At 39.2% G+C, this 20,489-nt stretch carries 14 protein-coding genes; 10 read left to right on the top strand and 4 right to left on the bottom strand.

Annotated features, from left to right (window positions below; all coding sequences use genetic code 11):
* Positions 1-54: 54 nt before the first annotated feature.
* The 5 genes from PHT93_RS01810 to PHT93_RS01830 all read left to right on the top strand — a co-directional run bounded on the left by PHT93_RS01810 (position 55) and on the right by PHT93_RS01830 (position 5,608).
* Positions 55-2,580, top strand: coding sequence for a glycosyl hydrolase family 8 (locus PHT93_RS01810; RefSeq protein ID WP_300238762.1), 2,526 nt, complete (start codon positions 55-57; stop codon positions 2,578-2,580).
* 113 nt (positions 2,581-2,693) lie between these two features.
* Positions 2,694-3,713, top strand: coding sequence for a tRNA (adenosine(37)-N6)-threonylcarbamoyltransferase complex transferase subunit TsaD (gene tsaD, locus PHT93_RS01815; RefSeq protein ID WP_300238765.1), 1,020 nt, complete (start codon positions 2,694-2,696; stop codon positions 3,711-3,713).
* A 13-nt stretch (positions 3,714-3,726) separates the two neighbouring features.
* Entirely contained in the window at positions 3,727-4,284 is a 558-nt protein-coding gene (locus PHT93_RS01820; protein WP_300238768.1) for a DNA-3-methyladenine glycosylase I, read from the top strand.
* Positions 4,285-4,474: 190 nt separating this feature from the next.
* A complete protein-coding gene (locus PHT93_RS01825) occupies positions 4,475-4,807 on the top strand; it encodes a hypothetical protein (RefSeq protein WP_300238770.1) in 333 nt (110 codons plus the stop codon).
* 57 nt (positions 4,808-4,864) lie between these two features.
* The gene (locus PHT93_RS01830) at positions 4,865-5,608 is read left to right on the top strand and encodes a hypothetical protein (protein WP_300238772.1); all 744 of its coding nucleotides are present in this window, start codon (positions 4,865-4,867) and stop codon (positions 5,606-5,608) included.
* A gap of 15 nt (positions 5,609-5,623) precedes the next feature.
* On the opposite strand, the gene PHT93_RS01835 is transcribed toward PHT93_RS01830, so the two are convergent.
* The 3 genes from PHT93_RS01835 to rlmD all read right to left on the bottom strand — a co-directional run bounded on the left by PHT93_RS01835 (position 5,624) and on the right by rlmD (position 9,158).
* A complete protein-coding gene (locus tag PHT93_RS01835) occupies positions 5,624-5,764 on the bottom strand; it encodes a hypothetical protein (RefSeq protein ID WP_300238774.1) in 141 nt (46 codons plus the stop codon).
* Positions 5,765-6,347: 583 nt separating this feature from the next.
* On the bottom strand, positions 6,348-7,733 hold the full coding sequence (locus tag PHT93_RS01840) for a transglycosylase SLT domain-containing protein (protein ID WP_300238776.1): 1,386 nt from the start codon (positions 7,731-7,733) through the stop codon (positions 6,348-6,350).
* Positions 7,734-7,745: 12 nt separating this feature from the next.
* The gene (gene rlmD / locus PHT93_RS01845) at positions 7,746-9,158 is read right to left on the bottom strand and encodes a 23S rRNA (uracil(1939)-C(5))-methyltransferase RlmD (RefSeq protein WP_300238778.1); all 1,413 of its coding nucleotides are present in this window, start codon (positions 9,156-9,158) and stop codon (positions 7,746-7,748) included.
* A 182-nt stretch (positions 9,159-9,340) separates the two neighbouring features.
* Between rlmD and ppdK the strand changes: the two genes are divergently transcribed.
* Together ppdK and PHT93_RS01855 are read left to right on the top strand one after the other, a co-directional pair.
* Positions 9,341-12,058, top strand: coding sequence for a pyruvate, phosphate dikinase (gene ppdK, locus PHT93_RS01850; protein ID WP_300238781.1), 2,718 nt, complete (start codon positions 9,341-9,343; stop codon positions 12,056-12,058).
* A gap of 185 nt (positions 12,059-12,243) precedes the next feature.
* Complete coding sequence (locus tag PHT93_RS01855) at positions 12,244-14,682, top strand: DUF5686 and carboxypeptidase regulatory-like domain-containing protein (protein ID WP_300238783.1); 2,439 nt, start codon at positions 12,244-12,246, stop codon at positions 14,680-14,682.
* A 37-nt stretch (positions 14,683-14,719) separates the two neighbouring features.
* Here the strand turns inward: PHT93_RS01855 and PHT93_RS01860 are convergent, their stop codons facing one another.
* The gene (locus tag PHT93_RS01860; protein ID WP_300238785.1) at positions 14,720-15,133 is read right to left on the bottom strand and encodes a PaaI family thioesterase; all 414 of its coding nucleotides are present in this window, start codon (positions 15,131-15,133) and stop codon (positions 14,720-14,722) included.
* Positions 15,134-15,525: 392 nt separating this feature from the next.
* On the opposite strand from PHT93_RS01860, the gene PHT93_RS01865 reads away from it, so the two are divergent.
* The 3 genes from PHT93_RS01865 to PHT93_RS01875 are packed head-to-tail and all read left to right on the top strand — an operon-like array spanning position 15,526 to position 20,486.
* Complete coding sequence (locus PHT93_RS01865; RefSeq protein ID WP_300238787.1) at positions 15,526-16,863, top strand: TolC family protein; 1,338 nt, start codon at positions 15,526-15,528, stop codon at positions 16,861-16,863.
* A gap of 33 nt (positions 16,864-16,896) precedes the next feature.
* On the top strand, positions 16,897-18,147 hold the full coding sequence (locus PHT93_RS01870; protein WP_300238789.1) for an HlyD family efflux transporter periplasmic adaptor subunit: 1,251 nt from the start codon (positions 16,897-16,899) through the stop codon (positions 18,145-18,147).
* A gap of 8 nt (positions 18,148-18,155) precedes the next feature.
* The gene (locus tag PHT93_RS01875; protein ID WP_300238792.1) at positions 18,156-20,486 is read left to right on the top strand and encodes an ABC transporter permease; all 2,331 of its coding nucleotides are present in this window, start codon (positions 18,156-18,158) and stop codon (positions 20,484-20,486) included.
* Positions 20,487-20,489: the final 3 nt, after the last annotated feature.

The raw sequence follows: 20,489 nt of genomic DNA on the forward strand, positions 1-20,489 counted from the left end.
GGAAGAAGTAGCCGGTCGGATAACTTTGAGCATACATCTTAAATCCGACCAATCATGAACAGTAAACAAGCTCTTTTAATTCTTTTTTTATCATTAGTTACACACGTGGTATTTGCACAAAATCCCATTATACGAGACCAATATTCCGCCGATCCCACGGCTAAGGTTTTTGAGGGGAAAATATATGTTTATCCTTCTCACGACATACCCAGTCCTATAGAACGTTTGAAAGAATGGTTTTGTATGGCCGATTACCATGTTTTTTCCTCTGAAGATATGATAGATTGGACAGATCATGGAGTTATAGTCAGTCAAGAACGTGTGCCCTGGATACAGCCGGAGTCTTATTCCATGTGGGCTCCCGATTGCGTTTATAAGGATGGAAGGTATTATTTCTATTATCCTTCTACTCCGCGTGGAGAAGAGAAACGCGGATTTGCCATAGGTGTTGCTATCGCAGAGAAGCCCTACGGCCCTTTTATGCCGCAATTCAAACCTATTGAAGGAATACATGGAATTGATCCCTGTGTTTTGGTCGATACCGATGGCCAAAGTTATATCTACTGGGCAGGACGCAGAATGTTCATGGCAAAACTGAAGGATAATATGACGGAATTGGCTACGGAACCGTTACAGATAGAAGGCTTGCCGGAAGGATTCAAAGAAGGTCCTTTTGTTTTTGAGCGCAGTGGAAAATATTATTTTACTTTTCCCTGGATTCAGGATAAAACGGAAACCTTAGCCTATGCCATGGGAGATAGTCCGATGGGACCATTTGAGTTTAAAGGATTAATTATGGATCAGTCGCCTACGAGCTGTTGGACAAATCATCATTCTATCATAGAATACAAAGACCAATGGTACTTGTTTTATCATCACAATGATTACTCTCCGGAGTTCGATAAGAACAGATCCGTACGCGTAGATTCACTTTTCTTTAATGCGGACGGTACGATTCAGAAAGTTGCTCCTACTTTGCGTGGCGTGGGCGTGTCCGACGCGCGGGCGAGAATTCAGATAGACCGTTATACTGCTATAAGTTCTACAGGTGCATCGATCTCTTTTTTAGATGAAAGTGATAAATTCAACGGATGGAAAACCGTTTTCAGTAAAAAGAACGCCTGGGTTCAATACAATCGTGTAGATTTCGGCAATGAAAAAGTTCAGAAAATAAAAATCAAGCTTAATTCGAAATCGGGAGGTATATTAAAAATACAAACGGCCGGTGAAGACGGAGATGTGATTGCATCGGTCAATATACCGCAGAGTAAAGATTGGACTGTCGTAACTGCTCCCGTTGGTTTTGCACCGGAAGGAGTACAGGATTTGTCTGTCTCTCTTCAAAAAGGAAGTAATGTAGAGATAGATTGGATAGGCTTTGATGAATTACCTTGGGAAAAAGGCGCTTTTGAAACGAGAGAATACCGCAATCTATTTGCCGAAATGGGCTATAAGCAGGCAGATATCGACGCCAAACTGAAAGAGGTGTTCGATGGAGTGTTTTTCGGCCCGGACAAAGTTTATTTTGAAGTTGGTGATTCGATGGCCTATATAAGTGACATTAAAAATCAGGATGCGCGCAGTGAAGGGATGTCCTACGGAATGATGATTGCCGTGCAGTTCGACAGGAAAGATCTATTCGATCGTTTGTGGCGGTGGAGTAAAAAATATATGCAGCATAAGGATGGCCCTTTGAAGGGCTACTTTGCCTGGAGTTGTAAAACCGATGGTACACGTCTTGCGCAAGGCCCAGCTTCCGATGGAGAATTGTATTTTATAACCTCACTCATCTTTGCATCCAACCGTTGGGGTAACGACACGGGGATAAATTATCTTGCCGAAGCACAGCATATTCTGGATTGTTCCATGCAAAAAGCAGGAATGAATCGAGTTGCTCCCCTCATTAATCTGGAACATAAATTGATCACATTCGTTCCCGATATCTGGGGTGGACGATTTACTGATCCTTCCTATCATCTACCGGCCTTTTACGAAGTCTGGGCACGATGGGCAAAGGATGAAAGATCGGAGTTCTGGCAGGAATGTGCAGAGAAAAGTCGGGAATATTTACGTAAAAGCATTCATCCGGTAACCGGCCTAAATCCGGATTATAACAACTACGATGGAACGTTGTTAGGTTATAACAGACTTATAGGAGATGCCTTTCGCTTTGACTCCTGGCGGGTACCGATGAATATTGCGCTGGATTATTCCTGGTCGTGCGCAGACAAGAAGTGGCAGCAAGATTATGGTAATAAGATACAAAACTTCCTTTACAGTCAGGGGGTTGAAACTTTTGTGGATCAATATAATGTAGATGGAACACAGGTGGCGGATACATTGGATGCCGGTGGCTACAAAGAACTGAGGCACTCGTTAGGATTGGTGGCTACATCTGCTGCCGTATCGTTGAATTGTACACATCCGAAAAGCCGGGAGTTTGTAGATCAATTGTGGAATGCAAAACATCTCCCTTATGAAGACGGATACTTTGATGCTTATTTTGATGGTTTGCTTCGTTTATTCTCTTTTATGCATCTGAGTGGAAATTACAGGATTATCTTTCCCGAAAAGAATTGAGCCCTGTTTTTCAGTAAACATATCAGTGCCTTTTGGGGATATTGTAATAAAACAGGAATGCTGTAGAGCTATATCCTCAGAGAAATCGTTATTTTTGCAGAAATATCGAGTTTATGAGTATTACAATATTAGGTATTGAATCTTCTTGCGACGATACGTCATCGTCAGTTATCCGTGACGGTGTATTGCTGTCCAATGTTATAGCCAGTCAGTCAGTACATGAAGCATACGGTGGCGTTGTTCCCGAATTGGCCTCGCGTGCACATCAGCAAAATATTATTCCGGTGGTAAGTGAAGCGATTAAACGCGCAGGTATTGATAAATCCGAATTGGATGCGATCGCTTTTACGCGCGGCCCGGGATTGATGGGATCTTTATTGGTGGGTACTTCTTTTGCGAAAGGGCTTTCCATGTCGTTGGGTATTCCTATGATTGAAGTGAACCATTTACAGGCGCATGTCTTGGCTCATTTTATTAAAGATACGCCCGAAGATACAGATCAGCCGTCTTATCCTTTCCTGTGTCTGCTTGTTTCAGGCGGAAATTCTCAGATCATAAAGGTAAAAGCGTATAACGATATGGAAGTGATCGGACAAACGATTGACGATGCTGCGGGAGAGGCATTTGACAAATGTGCGAAAGTCATGGGATTGGGATATCCCGGAGGTCCGGTTGTTAACCGTCTGGCTAATGAAGGCAATCCGAAGGCATTTACATTCAGCAAACCGAATATAGCAGGATATGATTATAGTTTCAGCGGACTAAAAACCTCTTTTCTTTATACTCTCCGTGATCGATTGAAGGAAGATCCGGATTTTATCGAAAAAAACAAAGCCGATCTATGTGCGTCTTTACAAGTAACCGTAGTCGATATTCTGATGAATAAATTGCGCAAAGCAGCAAAAGACCTGAATATAAAAGAGGTGGCTATTGCAGGCGGTGTTTCGGCTAATACCGGACTTCGTGATGCCTTCCACGATCATGCGAAACGTTTTGGCTGGAAAATACATATACCCAAGTTTGCTTACACAACCGATAATGCCGCCATGGTGGCTATTACGGGCTATTATAAATATATGGATAAGGAATTTTGTCCAATGGATGCCGCTCCTTTTTCACGCGTTGTATTATAAAAAAAAAGAAATTATGGAAAAAACACGTTGTGGTTGGTGTGGTACGGATCCGCTTTATGTAAAATACCACGATGAAGAATGGGGAAAAGAAGTGACCGACGATCATAAAATGTTTGAATTTCTCGTTCTTGAAAATGCACAAGCCGGATTGAGTTGGATTACCATCCTTAGAAAGCGTGAAGGTTATCGCAACGCTTTTCACAATTTTGACGTAGAAAAGGTGGCTAAGATGACAGAGGCAGACGTGGAACGCCTGATGCAAGATACCGGAATCATTCGTAACCGGAATAAAATCAAATCGACAATTACTAATGCCATTCATTTTATAGAAGTACAAAAGGAATTCGGCTCGTTTTGCGCCTATATGCGTTCATTTTTGCCCGAAGGCAAACCCATAATTAATCATTGGCAAACCATAGCAGAAGTACCCGCTTTCACCCCATTGTCCGATGCAATCAGTAAAGACATGAAAAAGCGTGGATTCAAATTCTTCGGAACAACCATCTGTTATGCCCATTTACAGGCCGTAGGATACGTGAATGATCATTTGATCGCGTGTCATTGTCGATAAATTTGCCTTTATTACCTTGCTGAATTTAAGGGGTTGATTATTAGATTGGTATATGTTGGTAATATTACCTTTTTTGTCTTTCTCCATGCAAAGATCCTTTACTTTTGTCTTCATGTTTAACTCTAAAAAAAAATAATATGAAAAGAAGCTATTTCTAATAGTTGTTTTGTTTTTGTCTTTAAATGCTATAATGAAGGCGCAGGAAATACAAGGTACTTGGAATTTGGTAGAAAGTAGTGGTATCCCGGTTGCTAAAGATTATACACAACAAAAGCCTATTACTGCAACTCATTTTATCTGGGTGAAAGCAGACCCTAAGGGGAATATTATTTCCGGTGCCTCCGGTACTTATACATTAAAAAATGGGGTATATACAGAAACTATCTTATATACGCTTTCGGGAATGGTGCCTTTTAAGGGGAAAAAGGCTACTTATAAAGTGTCTTTTGATAATACAAGATTAAAACTGGATGGAGTACTGGAATTAGACAGTGATAATAAAATTCAGAATGTTGAAGTTTGAGAAAATAGTAAGTGATTTTGATTGGAATTGTTGAAAAAAATGACTGTTTGAGAAATCTTGTCGAAATACTATTTATATCTGAATTTTATAGGAACCCGACTTGAGAACTATACGGTTGCTCTGGCTTATCTTGAAGAATATCACAAGAATGCGATGCTTCTTTATAAAAAGTCACAGGAAATAGAGGCTGAAACCCGAAATCATAAAGACTTTGTTGATAAAAGAATAGCGACTTTTGAAGATCGATCTAATTCAAGAGAAAAAACACTCGTTGACTTTCTCTGTTCTTTATTACTTGTCGGACTTTTCTGGGCTTATCTACGACACAAAAAGAATCATTTATTCTATAAAAGAGGGGAAAATAAACTCAAAAGTCTTGATTCTGAGATTTATTCTAAAACGAAAGAAATTAAAGAAATTGAATATTCTTCTTTTCTTTTACAAGCTGATATTTTTGTACAAACTGCATTGTTTGCAGAACTAAAAGAACTGGAAGCACAACCAAGAACAAAAGATGCTAAAGTCTTGAGTTATGAGAAACAGAAAATGCTACAAAACGAAATCGACCGGATATTCAATAAGTTTTGTGAAATGCTTTATAGTATTGATCTAAAACTGACTCTAAACGATATAAAATTATGTTGCCTTTCTCTTTTGCCGTTGGATTCTTATGCAAAGGCGCTATGTTTTGTCTCAACAGAAATAAGTGTTGTAAAGCAAAGAAAGCATTATATCAAGAAGAAGATGCTCAGTTCTCCTGAGAATAAAGAGTTATTTGATTTTATCTTTGCTAAAAGATAGAAATAGCAAGAGAAATTACTTCTTTATGCTATAGCCTTTCTTTTGAGCGATGATAAGGACGGATTCGGCAATGGCATCCCCTAAGTCGTCCGAATTTTCTTCTTTTGCCATTACTGCATTGATGTATGCTTGTCGTTTTGTTGCTAATCTTTCCATATCCGATATAAGTATAATTGGCAAAATGAACGGTACACTTTTTTTAAACGAAAAGTAAAAAATACATTTTGATTTAAACGATGTTTAAATACCTGTCAAGCAGTACCATTTAAACTGGATGGTAGAAATTAGGTGTAGTGTCTAAACAAAAACAATACACGCTGAAAATCATTCGTTTTCGAAAATAAACCGTCAAAGTCAGGAGTGATGAGGATATGATATCAAGTTTTTCAATCTCTTCTACTCCGATAGCTAAATATAAACAAAAGAAATTCAATTATTATTAGAAAAGATAAATGAAGATTTACCTTCAGGTATTTTCCATATTGATAATAAAACTTGTTGCATTGCTTTAGTTAACCAATATCCTATCTCGTCTCAGGACGAATTGAAGGTAAATGATTTTACTTTTTTTTGTCAGTGGACGTATAGAGCATTTATGCGTTATGGCGTAAAGTTTAATTCCTGTGGTGTGAATTAATATACAAATGATTATTGACTGAGAAGTCAAGAATTGTAAACAATAGTTTGGTTAAATGTAGATGGGCGGAATTCGTTGGGAAACACATTCTGCCCTTTTGATTTAAGATTTAGTCTGTACGTTTTTATAGTAAGTAAATCGTTTCATAACTTCTTTTACGTAATTTGCTGTTTCCGATCCACGTAAATAACCATGTCGGCATACGGAATCATTGTAAAAGGTCGGTTCGCTTTTTAGCCGGATATAATCTACAACATTATTCTCCCAGAGAGTTGGACTTTTACCGTATTTAATGGCTAATCTTTGTGCATCATATATATGTCCTATACCGGCATTATAAGCAGCTAACGTGAATTTTATTTTTTCTTCAGGATCAGTTATATTCTTCAATCCTTTTCGAAATTCAAGCAGACAGCGTACTGCTGTGTGAATAGCAATGTCCGGATCTTGTAGTTCATGCGGACTTATTCCAAAGCCTCTCGCGGTTCCCGGCATTATCCCCATTAATCCTTCTGCTCCTGCCCAGGATACAACATTCGGATTGAATCTGGACTCCTGATATGCTATTGATGCTAATAATCGCCAGTCCCATCCGATGGATTTTGCATGTTTCTTGAAAGACTCATCAAAACGGGAGATGTGTCCGTTTTTGATTTCGGGTGTTTCGGTTATATCCGGCATTTTGCTAAGTTCGAAATATCGTTTCATGGCCGATCTGTAAGCACGTTTACTTGTATTATTTGACGACCATTCGTCAATAGCATCAGCCAGACCGTTGTTTTCTTTATTTACCATCCATGAAGATCGTTGCATAAAGCTGATCTTTAATCCAATATTAATATTCCAGTAGTACGTTTTGTTTAATCGGGCTAAGTTATCGTCACTTACTGTATAAGCTATTTCACCTTTTGATACCATCTCAATCAAATCTTCGGTTGTAACAGAGTCTTCGTAAACCTCACGAATGATCAGATCTCCTCCCAATTCTTCATTTAAATTTTGCAGGCGTTCGGAATATTTGGAATTTGCTTTTACGTGTATTTCTTTGCCAATCAGTTCTGTTACATCTTTTAATATCTTATCACCTTTGTTTGCCCGTTGTATTAAAACCTGACTGGTCAATTCTTCGTATCCGCATGAAAGCACATCCTTCTTTAATTCATTATTGATAAAAATAGGATAAGCTGCCACATCTGCTTTTCCTGTCTTTATCATCTCGATTAGCTCGGGAACACTTTCTGCAATAAGGATTGTTAATTTAAGATCTTGAGATTTGGCAAAGTCATGAATCAGGTCATATTCATACCCCATTTCCTGCATTTTATATTGGAAATAGGAGGTGGAGCCATATAACGTAACCGCTTTGATTTCTCCGGATTCCTTAATCTGATCAAAGGATCGGATACTGATCATTTCAGTATCTTTTCGACCAATGCAACCAAACAAAATACTGAAAATGAATAAACAGAGTAATTCCTTCTTTATCATGAGAGAGAATTCTTATTTTTTTACCAAAAGCACTACATTTTCCACGTGATGGGTATGAGGAAACATATCTACAGGTCTTACTTTCTTAACAGAATATTTTACGCTAAGAAGATTCAGGTCACGGGCTTGTGTTGCCGGGTTACAACTTACATAGACAATCCTTTCCGGTTCTGCGTTTAGGATCGTATTTATTACATCATCGTGCATTCCGGCGCGTGGAGGGTCTGTAATAATAACATCGGGTTGTCCGTTTTGTTTGATAAAATCTTCTACTAAGATATCTTTCATGTCTCCTGCGTAAAAAGATGTATTTTCTATTCCGTTTATGGATGAATTAACTTTAGCATCTTCTATCGCTTCCGGGACATATTCTATTCCGATTACCTTCTTTGCCTGGCGAGAGACGAAATTCGCAATAGTTCCGGTTCCTGTATAAAGGTCATATACGATTTCATTACCGGTTAGACCGGCAAATTCACGGGCTATCTTATATAAATTATAAGCTTGTTCACTGTTTGTCTGGTAGAATGATTTGGCACCGACCTTAAATTTTAGCCCTTCCATTTCTTCAAGCATGTGATCCCTTCCGGCAAAAACATGTATTTCCTGATCTGTGATTGTGTCATTGCATTTCTCGTTTATGACATATAATAACGAGGTGATTTCCGGGAATTGTTCTTGTATATAAGATAATAAAGCTTCCCGTTTCTCTTTGTCTTCATAATAAAAGACTACAACAACCATTAAATCCCCTGTAGAGGAGTTTCGTATCATCAGCGTGCGAATGAATCCTTCCTGATTGCGAAGATCGAAGAATGGATATCCTTCATGCGAGAGACAGAAGGCCTTAATTGCCAAACGTACTCTATTGGATACCTCACTCTGTAGCCAACACTTATTAATATCTAAGACCTTATCAAACATACCGGGTATATGGAATCCGGCAGCATTCATGCAATCAAACGTAGCGCCTGATCTTACTTCTTCATCTGTCAGCCATTTCTTATTTGAAAAGGTAAACTCCAGTTTATTCCGATAGAAGGTGGTGCGTTCTGAACCGAGGATCGGTAAAACTTCTTCCATTTCAACTTTTCCGATTCGGGTGAGGTTGTCAAGCACCTGTTGGTTTTTATATTTTAATTGTTCTGAGTAGGGTAGGTGCTGCCATTTGCAACCGCCGCAAACTCCAAAATGTTCACAAAAAGGCTCAACTCGTTGAGGTGAATATTCATGAAAATGGACTACGCGCCCTTCGGCATAACTGTTTTTCTTTCTTGTTAATTGGATATCAACTACATCTCCGGGTGCGACATAGGGAATAAATACCACATAATCATTTACTTTCGCTATTGCTTTACCTTCAGCTGCAACACCCGTAATCATTACCTTCTCTAACAGAGGTAATTGCTTCTTTCTCTTTGCCAATTTGTTTACATTTAAATTTTCGCCACACAAATGTACATATTTAGTTTATAACATAATACAGGATAGTTGTAAAACACAAATTTTCAGCTTCATTCCCTATTCCTAATAAACATTAAATAGCATATATTTGCGCAAGTGTAATGTCGAGATTGCAAAATGAATCTAATAATAACTGTTTGATTATGGAAAAGAAAAGAGTGTACACCTTTGGGAATGGAAAGGCCGAAGGGAAAGCGGATATGAAAAATCTGCTGGGTGGCAAAGGGGCAAATCTTGCCGAAATGAATTTGATAGGAGTACCGGTTCCTCCGGGTTTTACAATTACCACTGATGTTTGCGCGGAGTATTTTGATCTTGGTAAGGATAAAGTTGTAGAATTATTGACCAATGAAGTTGAAAATGCTGTAACCAATATAGAACAATTAATGAATTCTAAATTCGGTGACGTTGACAATCCTCTATTAGTCTCTGTACGCTCTGGTGCACGTGCATCCATGCCCGGTATGATGGATACAATCCTGAACTTAGGATTGAATGATGAGGTAGTGGAAGGTCTGATTCGTAAAACCGGTAACGCTCGTTTCGCATGGGATTCGTACCGTCGTTTTGTACAAATGTATGGTGACGTAGTTCTGGGAATGAAACCAGAAGATAAAGAAGCGATTGATCCGTTTGAAGAAATTATTGAAGAGGTTAAGGAAGAAAAAGGAGTAAAGTTAGACAATGAATTAACTGTTGACGACCTGAAAGAATTGGTTGTAAGATTCAAAGCGGCAGTAAAGAAACAAACAGGTCAGGATTTTCCTACTTGTGCTTATGAGCAACTTTGGGGAGCTATCTGTGCCGTGTTTGATTCCTGGATGAATGATCGTGCTATTTTGTATCGTAAAATGGAAGGAATACCTGCAGAATGGGGTACGGCAGTTAATGTTCAGGCGATGGTATTTGGTAATATGGGAGATTCTTCTGCCACGGGGGTTTGTTTTTCTCGGGATGCCGGTAATGGTGAGGATCTGTTTAATGGTGAATACCTGATTAATGCGCAAGGGGAGGATGTTGTGGCCGGAATCCGTACTCCTCAGCAGATTACTAAAATCGGTTCACAACGTTGGGCTGAGCGTGCAAGTATTTCTGAAGAAGAACGTGCCGCTAAATATCCGTCCATGGAAGAGGCTATGCCGGCAGTATATAAGGAATTAGATGCAATTCAGACAAAACTGGAAAACCATTATCGGGATATGCAGGATATGGAATTTACGGTTCAGGAAGGAAAACTTTGGTTCTTGCAGACTCGTAGTGGTAAACGTACCGGGTTTGCTATGGTGAAAATTGCCATGGATTTATTGAAACAGGGTATGATTGATGAGAAAACAGCGCTTAATCGTGTTGAACCTAATAAGTTGGATGAACTACTACACCCTGTTTTCGATAAAAAAGCTTTATCAAAAGCCAAAGTTCTGGTAAAAGGATTACCTGCTTCTCCGGGTGCTGCAACGGGACAGATCGTGTTTTTTGCGCATGATGCTACGGAATGGGCGGAAGATGGACGTAAGGTTGTGTTAGTACGTATTGAGACCTCTCCTGAAGATTTGGCCGGTATGGCGGTTGCAGAGGGTATTCTGACTGCTCGTGGAGGTATGACTTCTCACGCGGCTGTTGTTGCTCGCGGTATGGGTAAATGCTGTGTGTCGGGAGCCGGAGGGTTAAATATAGATTATAAGAAGAAAACAATAGAGATAGATGGTAAAGTTCTGAAGGAAGGTGACTTTATTTCTATCAATGGTACAACCGGAGAGGTGTATGACGGAAAAGTCGAAACGATAGCGGCTGAAGTGTCAGGTGATTTCGATGATCTGATGAAATTGGCCGACAAATATACTAAGCTACAGGTAAGAACAAATGCAGACACGCCGCATGACGCAGAAATTGCCCGTAAGTTTGGCGCAGTAGGTATCGGATTGTGCCGTACGGAGCATATGTTCTTTGAAGGTGAAAAGATTAAAGCTATGCGTGAGATGATCTTGGCTGAAAATGCGGAAGGTCGTAAGAAAGCATTAGCAAAGATTCTACCTTACCAACAAGCCGACTTTAAAGGTATATTTAAGGCAATGGGTGGTTTCCCTGTGACTGTTCGTCTTCTTGATCCTCCCTTGCACGAGTTTGTTCCCCACGATCTGAAAGGTCAGGAAGATATGGCTAAAGCGATGGGCGTGTCTATCGAAGTGATTCAACAACGTGTTAATTCGTTGAGCGAACAAAATCCTATGTTAGGTCATCGTGGTTGTCGTTTGGGGAATACATATCCTGAAATAACTGAAATGCAGACGCGTGCTATATTGGGAGCTGCACTTGAGCTGAAGAAGGAAGGTATAGTGTCTAAACCTGAAATAATGGTTCCTTTGACGGGTATTCTATATGAGTTTAAGGAACAGGAAGCTGTCATTCGTAAAACGGCCGAAACCTTATTTGCTGAAAAGGGAGATCGTATTGAATACCATGTTGGAACAATGATTGAAATTCCTCGTGCAGCCTTGACAGCTGATCGTATTGCTTCTTCTGCAGAGTTCTTCTCTTTCGGAACGAACGACTTAACTCAGATGACTTTCGGTTATTCACGTGATGATATTGCGTCCTTCTTGCCTGTATATCTGGAAAAGAAGATTCTGAAAGTCGATCCATTCCAGGTTTTAGATCAAAAAGGGGTAGGGCAATTGGTTCGTATGGCTACAGAAAAAGGCCGATCAATCCGTCCTGATCTGAAATGTGGTATTTGTGGCGAACATGGAGGTGAACCATCTTCTGTTAAGTTCTGCCATCGCGTTGGTCTGAACTACGTATCTTGTTCTCCCTTCCGTGTGCCTATTGCTCGCTTGGCGGCAGCGCAAGCAGCTATTGAATAATATATTGGTTGACACAGAGATAATATACTCTGCAATATTCTAATTATACAAAATCCCGGTGTTGAATCCGGGATTTTGTGTTTTTAAGATCTTCATTAATTGTATTGTTATCGCAAATTAACGTTGACTATACTTTTATTAACTCAAACAGCATTTAAGTTTGTTTTTCAATAATAAATGACTCGATGATGACGAAGCGTCAAATTCTTTTCTCCATTTGTTTTTTAATCTCAGTATTTCCTCTTTTCGCCCAAAAAATTAAAGGACGTATTACGGATCTATCCGGACAACCTATCCCTGGTAGTACAGTATATATTCGTGAGACCATGCAGGGTATTGTTTGTAATGAAGACGGAGCATTCCAGATTAATATGGAGGTGGGAGATTATTGGGTTGAATTTCGTTCTTTGGGTTATGAAACGGAGCAAAAGAAAATTCATGTTTCTGATAGCGAAGAGGTTGTTGTGGAAGTAATACTGAAAGAAAAATCGTTTTCTTTAGGAGAAGTAGTCGTGACCGGTGATGAGGATCCCGCTTATGAAATTATGCGACAGGCCATCGCCAAAGCTCCATTCCACGCCCAACAAATCAAATCATACCATTCTGAGGTTTATCAGAAAGTGAAGCTTAAGTTGCTTGCACTACCTAAAATACCCGGGATGAAAATGGAAACGGATGACGGAATAAATCTGAATGACTATAAGAATAAGTTGTTTATGCAGGAGTCATTTAATGAAATCCGGTTTACCACACCGGATAAATATGAACAGACGGTAAAGGGTTTTAGCAGTACTATCCCGGATAATATGAATCCAGAAGAAGTATTTCGGATAACGAAGAGTTCCTTGTATCAGCCTACTTTTGCCGGATTGACTTCCCCCTTACATCCTAAAGCTTTTTCTTATTATCGTTTTCGTTACGACGGTTTTCTTGAAGAAGATGGCCAGGTGATTAATAAAATCCGGATCATTCCGAAATTAAACGACCCCTTATTTGTTTCCGGTTATATCTATATTGCCGATGATGAATGGAATATTCGTTTTGCAGAACTTCATCAAAAAGTGATGGGTTCTACTCAGATTTACACGATTACATATGATCCTGTGGCTGAATCGATTTATTTGCCAACTACTTATCAGATAGAGTCGGCTATCAGCCTGATGGGAGTGAAAGCAGAAGCAAGTTATCTTTCTTCCACTAAATTTATCGACGTATTGCAGAACGATTCGATTATCCTCCAGGAGAAAAAGAAGAAAGAAAAACGCAGTTTGGAAATAAAACCGGATACAGCTTATGTCGTAAAATCGGATTCTTTGGCAAAATCCCGCGATTCTATTTTCTGGGACGAAATAAGAACACTGCCGCTTTCAAAAGACGAACTGTTGAGCTACAAGAGAAAAGATTCTATTCAGGCTTTTACTGATTCAATACGGAAGAATTATCATAACACTAAGTTTGAATTAAAGAGTTTGCTGGACGGGGGAAAGATAGGAGGAGACTCAACTCTTTTCTCTCTTAATTACGGTGGTTTACTTCGTATTATACCGGAATATAATTTTGTGGACGGCTTCTGGCTTGGGCAACGCTTTGATTTGGGTATCAATATTAATAAACACCGGCCGCTTCATTTTATTCCTTCAATTTACTATGTTACTTCTCGTAAACGTGTTCTTTGGGAAGGGGTGTTAACATTGGGTTATGCACCGCGACGTTTAGGAAAGGTAGAATTGTCGGCAGGAAGTACAACGAGCGATTATAATCCGGAAGGTGCATTGCGGATTGAGAATGCATTAAACTCCTTTTTATGGGGTAGGAATCGTTCTATGTTGTACCAGAACGATTATATTCGAATGAAAAATAAAATAGAATTAGCGCATGCCCTACGTTTAACAGTAGAAGTGGATCTGTCTAAAAGGCGCAGTCTGGAGAATACAACTTCGAATGTCCTGTTCGCAAAGAAAGATAGAATAACTTCTAATTTAGTGACAGATTCACATTTTGACCGTGTCCGTTACGATCTTGGTTTGGAATATACCTTTAATCAATATTACGAATTTTATGATGGACGAAAAATTTATCGACGAACCAACTCTCCGACAATAGGTCTCTCTTTCAGTCAGAATCATCCGATGAACAATTCAGATAATAAAAGATCCCAATTTCTGGAAGCCAACATAAAGCAGTCTGTGAAAACCGGACTGTTCAGTACTTTTCTCTACTCTTTGAACGCCGGAACTTTTCTTGGTTCTCGTCAACAAATGAATTTTGCCGATTATAAACATTTCAATACTTCTGATCTGATGTTTACCGGTAAAAATAGTTTTGATTCGTATATGTTGCTGGACTACTACACCCATTCCACTAACGAGCATTGGGTAGCAGGCAACGTAAATTACTATAGTCAATATATCCTGTTAAAACGTCTTCCTTTTTTGCAGGGAAAAGTTTTTGGTGAAACCATTGGTGCTAAATATTTATATACTCCCAATAAAAAAAATTATATGGAAGTAGGCTATTCGGTTGGCTTGGGGAAGTTGTTGAATATTGGTGTTTTCAGCTCGTTTAATGATTTGAAATATGACAAAATCGGTGTGAGATTTGCAATAGACCTTAGTGCTTTTTAGAAAAATAACCATGGGGTAAAAGCAAAAAAGTAGTCTTTCAAACCTGCGGATGAACAACGCAAAAAGTGCCGGAGGCCTTGCACACAAGTTTCCCGTCACAATAAATTTCACATTCACTGAAGTGAATATTTCTTCCCGGTTTGATCACAAATCCTTTCGCTATCAGTTCGTCTCCCCAAGCTGCACGGAGAAAGGATGTCTTTAATTCAGCTGTTAAAACGTCTTTCTCTGTTGGAGTCATCGTATAAGCTGCAAAACCGGCAACCGTATCTGCTAAAGAAGCCAATACTCCGCCATGAATAACTCCGCTATATTGCTTGAATTCAGGTTTTAGTGTCATCTTTGCTTCGATAGCTCCATCTTCAATGGAGGTAAACTTTACGCCTAAATGACGTACAAAAGGATTACTTTCAGCGCGTGAGATTATCTTTTCTTTTATTTCTTCGTTCATGTTTATTTTTTGAATCATGATTTTACAATCCGGCATTATTAGTCGAATTGTCTAATTAAGCTCCGAATTTAGCAAAAAACGTGTGGAAAAGAGTATATCGGCCCCAAAAAAGGTCAGCATTCTAATCTGGATTAAAGGTCACCCCAGAGGCATTTTTTGCAAAGAGTATAGTCTTTGAAGAAAAAGAGTATAGTCTTTCCCTCCAAAGACTCTACTCTTGTCTTTGGTGAGTGCTTTAGTCTTCTTGATATGATCGTTGTCAAAAAACTATACAATAGTGTCAAAAAAATGGACACTATTGAAATTTTGCTGTTTTGTTAATTATTTGATTTATAGATGCTTTGTCGTTTTGGCACGGGCTTTGGATTAAATAAGGAGTAAGGCAAATGGATATGAAAAAGAAAATATATATAGTAATGGTTTTGGTGGGCTTAAGAAGTCTTTCTTTTGCTCAGGAAAAAGTCTGGACGCTGGATGAGTGTATGAAATATGCGGTGGAGAATAGTACGAAAGTAAAGAAAGCGCTTCATACGAATGATACGTATAAGGCGGAACAACTTTCGGCTTTCGGTTCTTTTCTTCCTTCATTGACTGCAAATGTCGGGGCGCAATTAAACTATGGTCGTTCCATTGATCCGGAGACAAATACATATAGTAACACTTCAACCTTTAATAACGGTTATTCTATCTCTTCTTCTCTTCCCATATTTTATGGTGGTCGTCTTATTAATCAGTGGAAATTATCCAAAGTAAATCGTTTGCTGGGGAAACAGACTGTACGTCAGACGGAAGATGAATTAGCAATCAATACGATGCAGGCGTATATTGATGTGGTGTTTTATCAGGGAACGGCGAAATTGGCCGCTGAAAAATTAGAAGAAAGTTCACGATTACTCTATAAAACGAAACGCCAGGAAGAACTTGGATTGAAAGGTAAAGCCGATGTTGCGCAGATCGAAGCGCAGGTTGCTTCGGATGATTATGACCTTACGCATCAGGAAAACATGTATAATACGGCATTGCTAACGCTGAAAGAATATATGAATTATGATGCAGGTCTTTCATTGGAACTGGATACGACTCTTACCACTCAGGAATATACATTTCAACCTGAATCAACCGATGCTATTTTTGCTTATGCTTCAGAGAATAATCCTTTGGCGCAACAGGCGGCACTTACTTTAAAGAATAATAAGTTGCAGCATCTTATAGCGAAAGGGCGTTTGTTTCCAACGATTTCTTTGTCGGCAGGTGTCTCAACTAATTACTTTGAGAATCTATCTTCCGGAGCAGCCGATCCGGCAGCTTTCAAGTCGCAGTTCAAAAATAACCGTGGGGAATATATTAGTTTGAATATCAGTATCCCGCTATTTGATGGTTTTGAGAATCGAACTACTATACGTCGCGCCCGTAATAACATGCGGATTGCTGCCGAACAACAAACGGAAACTTTACGTCAGCTGCAAATTACGATCGAAAAAGCAGTTGCTGATCGTGATGGCTATCTGAAAGAAATGATCCAGATGGAGAAGCAAGTCAATGCAAACCAATTGGCGTATCAGTTGACCTTGAGAAAATTCGAAGAAGGACTGATGAGCTCGCTTGATTTGCAGACAAGTGCGAATCAACTGATTCAATCCAAAGTAAACCTCTTACAAAGACGCTTGCTGTACATTGTCAAAGTACGACAGGTCGATTATTATAAAGGGGGTGAATTAGTACAGAAATAACAAACGGATAAGAAAAATATAAAAAATACAATCATGGATATACAATTAGAAAAAAAGAAAGGTATTCAGAAGAAACACATTCCTTATGTTGTCGGAGGTGCATTATTCCTGATATTAGTGGGATGGATAATTTTCGGGGATCATTCGTCTACCCTAAAAGTCGATTCCAGAAACGTAAATATCGGAGATGTAACGAAATCGGAATTTAATGATTTCGTGCGTGTGGACGGACAGGTACAGCCAATCACTGTTGTACAACTTAGTCCCGAAGAGGGGGGGATTGTGCAGGAAAAAGTAGTGGAAGAAGGTGCGCAGGTAAAGAAAGGAGACGTGATCGTTCGTCTGAGTAATTCCGGATTGGATTTGCAGATTCTGAACGCGGAAGCCGACTTAGCTGAAAAGCAAAACTTCCTAAGAAATACACAGGTGACCATGGAACAGGATAAGCTGAATAATAAGACTGAAAAACTGCAATTAGATTTGGATATTCAGCGTAAGCTGAGGGCTTTTAAACAACAGGAACAATTGTATAAAGAGAGTCTGATTGCTAAGGAAGAATATTTGCAGGCCAAAGAAGATTATGATCTCGCCAAACAAAAACATGCGCTTATTATTGAGCGGCTTCGTCAGGATTCTATCTATCGTTCTATACAGATGGATCAGATGGAAGACAACTTATCTAATATGCGCCAGAATGTATTACTGATTCGTGAACGTAAGGAACACCTGAACATTCGTTCGCAAATAGATGGTGAGTTAGGTCTGTTGGATGTCGTATTGGGACAAAATGTCTCTACCGGACAAAAGATTGGTCAGATCAATGACTTGTCTGATTATAAGATCGAGGCTATGATAGACGAACATTATATTGATCGTGTAAAACAAGGTCTGGATGCCGCTTTTGAACGTCAGGATAAGAAATATGCGTTGACTGTACGCAAGGTATTCCCTGAAGTACGTGATGGCAAGTTTCGTACCGAGTTGGTCTTTGCCGGCGAACGTCCGGATAATATTCGTAGCGGTCAGACCTATTATATCAATTTACAATTGGGGTTACCTACAGAAAGTGTGATTATTCCTCGCGGAACATTCTTCCAGACTACGGGAGGAAGCTGGATATTTGTTGTTGATAAAGATGGCAAAAAAGCAACTCGTCGTAAAATCAAAATCGGTCGTCAGAACCCACAATTCTATGAAGTGCTGGACGGACTTGAACCGGGCGAACGTGTTGTTATCTCTAACTATGAAAATTACAAAGACAATGAGGTGCTGATCCTTCAATAAATTCTAGTATGAATATTTTCAGATTATATAAAAAAACAGGTCTTTTCTTATGGATAAACATTATCGGTTTATCCATAGGGTTGGCTGTTTCTATTTTGCTTATACTATTTGTTGTTAACGAATTAAGTTATGATAAACATATCGCGAATAATGAACGTATCGTTTGGCTGACTACTCAAATTGAAACGGCCGACAGATCGGAGAAATATCCGATAAACCTGCGTAAAGCCTATACCGAATTGCCGGAAAAAGTACCAGCTGTAGAAGCTGCTGTACAACTTTATAATTGGGGAGCTTCTGAATTTACTAATGGTCAGGAGCGTTATCCCAATATTCAGACGAAATTAGCTGATGCTGATTATTTCGACGTTTTTCAGATGAAATTTTTAGAAGGTACTCCGCAAACAGCTTTGACAGATCTTCGTTCACTTGTGTTGACAAAAGAAAAGGCAGAAGCAATATTTGGAGATATCCACGAAGCAATGGGTAAGGAGCTAAGAACAGATCGGGACACTTTTGTTGTTTCCGGAGTTGTTGAAGCCTATCCTTATAATACCTCTTTGAACTTTGAGGCGTTGGGAAATATCAAGCGAATGAATTGGATTGATGGTGCGGGGTTGGAGTTCTATACCTATTACTTAGTTAATGAATCAGTTTCTGTTTCTGAAGCAAGAAAAGCTATTGTCGCAGAATATGAAAAAATACTTGAACCATTCGGAGCACAGTTTGGAGCAGAAATAAACGCTAAAACATTTTTACTTACAGATATTTACCTGAAATCGGATGTGCAAAATTTCTGGGGCAAGCAAAGCAATATGAAATTTGTTTGGCTACTTACGGTTTTGGCTGTATTTATTTTGATTCTGGCCGTGACGAACTTTATCAATCTGTTTATGGCACAGGGAGAAACACGCATGAAAGAGATTGGTGTACGTAAAACCTTAGGTGCGCAGATCCCGAATATTGTGAAACAATTCTTTTCAGAAATAACGGTTGTTGTAAGTCTTGCTTTTGTTATTGGCTTTTTATTGATGCTTTACCTGATGCCTTATTTCTCAGAATTGGTTAACAGGGAAATAGATTCAAGCCAGCTTCTTACTCCATTGTTTATGTTTGGAGGAATCTTACTTTTCCTTTTAACGATTGTGTTGGCGGCTTTCTATCCTTCCTTTTATTTGAGCCGATTTAATCCGTTGGCTATTCTGAATAAGCAAATCCGTTTTTCAAAACAACGATTAAATGTGGTAGTGGTGGTTTTCCAATCGTTTCTTTCCATTATTTTAATCTCATTTATTCTGATCTTTTACCAACAGATAATGTTTCTGCAGAATTTACCATTAGGTTATTCCCCTGAAAATGTAGTGATGGTCTATGGTAATCGGGCGGTTTCCGGAAGTTATGCTGCTGTTAAACAGGAGTTATTGGCTAATCCTGATATAATAATGGTAAGTGGAGGATCGCATCAGGTAGGTGGAGGAACAAGTGGACAAGGTATAAAGCTTTTGGAGTCAGATCCTTCTTCTTTAGCTGTAAATGAATACAGGATGTTGCCGGGATTATGCGAGTTGATGAATTTTCAATTAGCAGAAGGCGAATTTTATAAGGAAACGACGCACGACAGTATTCCGCAGATCGTGCTTAATGAAGAGGCAATTAAAGCTTTAGGTTTGGAATCGCCGGTTGTCGGACAAGATATTTATTATAGAAGAAAGATGAAAATAATCGGTGTGGTAAAGGACTTTTACTATGGCAATCCGGTGAATAAGATCGAACCGATTATGCTTACGCGAGTAGGATATCCGTCTTTACTGTATCTGAAAGTAAGGGAAGGCATTAACCGAATGGATGCGGAACAAACAATCGCAAATGTGTTGAAAGAGTTCGATCCGAACTTCACACTCAATGCGGTATGGAGTGCCGATTTGTATGCCGATAAATTCAAAGAAATGAAGATCAATGAACGGATCATATTGATAGCCTCTGTTCTCTCTGTTTTTATAGCGATGTTGGGGTTGATGGCGATGCATCTTTATTCCACAATACGGCGCACGAAGGAAATCGGGTTGAGGCGTATCAACGGAGCCAGCCGCAGTTCTATATTCAAGTTGCTGTCTATAAATGTAATCAAGTGGGTATTTATTGCCGGCGTTCTGGCTGCACCTGTAACTTATCTGATAGCGCATGATTTATTTAAACAATACGATAACGCGATAACGCTGAACTGGGTGATATTTGTTGTTCCTGTTTTGATTCAGGCGATAACCGCTTTACTGACCACTTCAGGAGTAACCTTGCGGGCATTATCCGTAAATCCGGTAACGATCTTAAAACAAGATTGATAA

This window comes from Massilibacteroides sp. (genome assembly GCF_028705895.1).
Taxonomy (GTDB): Bacteria; Bacteroidota; Bacteroidia; order Bacteroidales; family Tannerellaceae; genus Massilibacteroides.

Excerpts from the sequence above, each read along its gene's own strand:
- PHT93_RS01810 (WP_300238762.1), top strand. The coding sequence starts at position 55 with ATGAACAGTAAACAAGCTCTTTTAATTCTTTTTTTATCATTAGTTACA.
- PHT93_RS01870 (WP_300238789.1), top strand. The coding sequence starts at position 16,897 with ATGGATATACAATTAGAAAAAAAGAAAGGTATTCAGAAGAAACACATT.
- PHT93_RS01875 (WP_300238792.1), top strand. The coding sequence starts at position 18,156 with ATGAATATTTTCAGATTATATAAAAAAACAGGTCTTTTCTTATGGATA.
- PHT93_RS01860 (WP_300238785.1), bottom strand. The coding sequence starts at position 15,133 with ATGAACGAAGAAATAAAAGAAAAGATAATCTCACGCGCTGAAAGTAAT.
- PHT93_RS01835 (WP_300238774.1), bottom strand. The coding sequence starts at position 5,764 with ATGGAAAGATTAGCAACAAAACGACAAGCATACATCAATGCAGTAATG.
- PHT93_RS01825 (WP_300238770.1), top strand. The coding sequence starts at position 4,475 with ATGAAGGCGCAGGAAATACAAGGTACTTGGAATTTGGTAGAAAGTAGT.
- ppdK (WP_300238781.1), top strand. The coding sequence starts at position 9,341 with ATGGAAAAGAAAAGAGTGTACACCTTTGGGAATGGAAAGGCCGAAGGG.
- PHT93_RS01855 (WP_300238783.1), top strand. The coding sequence starts at position 12,244 with ATGATGACGAAGCGTCAAATTCTTTTCTCCATTTGTTTTTTAATCTCA.
- tsaD (WP_300238765.1), top strand. The coding sequence starts at position 2,694 with ATGAGTATTACAATATTAGGTATTGAATCTTCTTGCGACGATACGTCA.
- PHT93_RS01840 (WP_300238776.1), bottom strand. The coding sequence starts at position 7,733 with ATGATAAAGAAGGAATTACTCTGTTTATTCATTTTCAGTATTTTGTTT.
- PHT93_RS01865 (WP_300238787.1), top strand. The coding sequence starts at position 15,526 with ATGAAAAAGAAAATATATATAGTAATGGTTTTGGTGGGCTTAAGAAGT.
- PHT93_RS01820 (WP_300238768.1), top strand. The coding sequence starts at position 3,727 with ATGGAAAAAACACGTTGTGGTTGGTGTGGTACGGATCCGCTTTATGTA.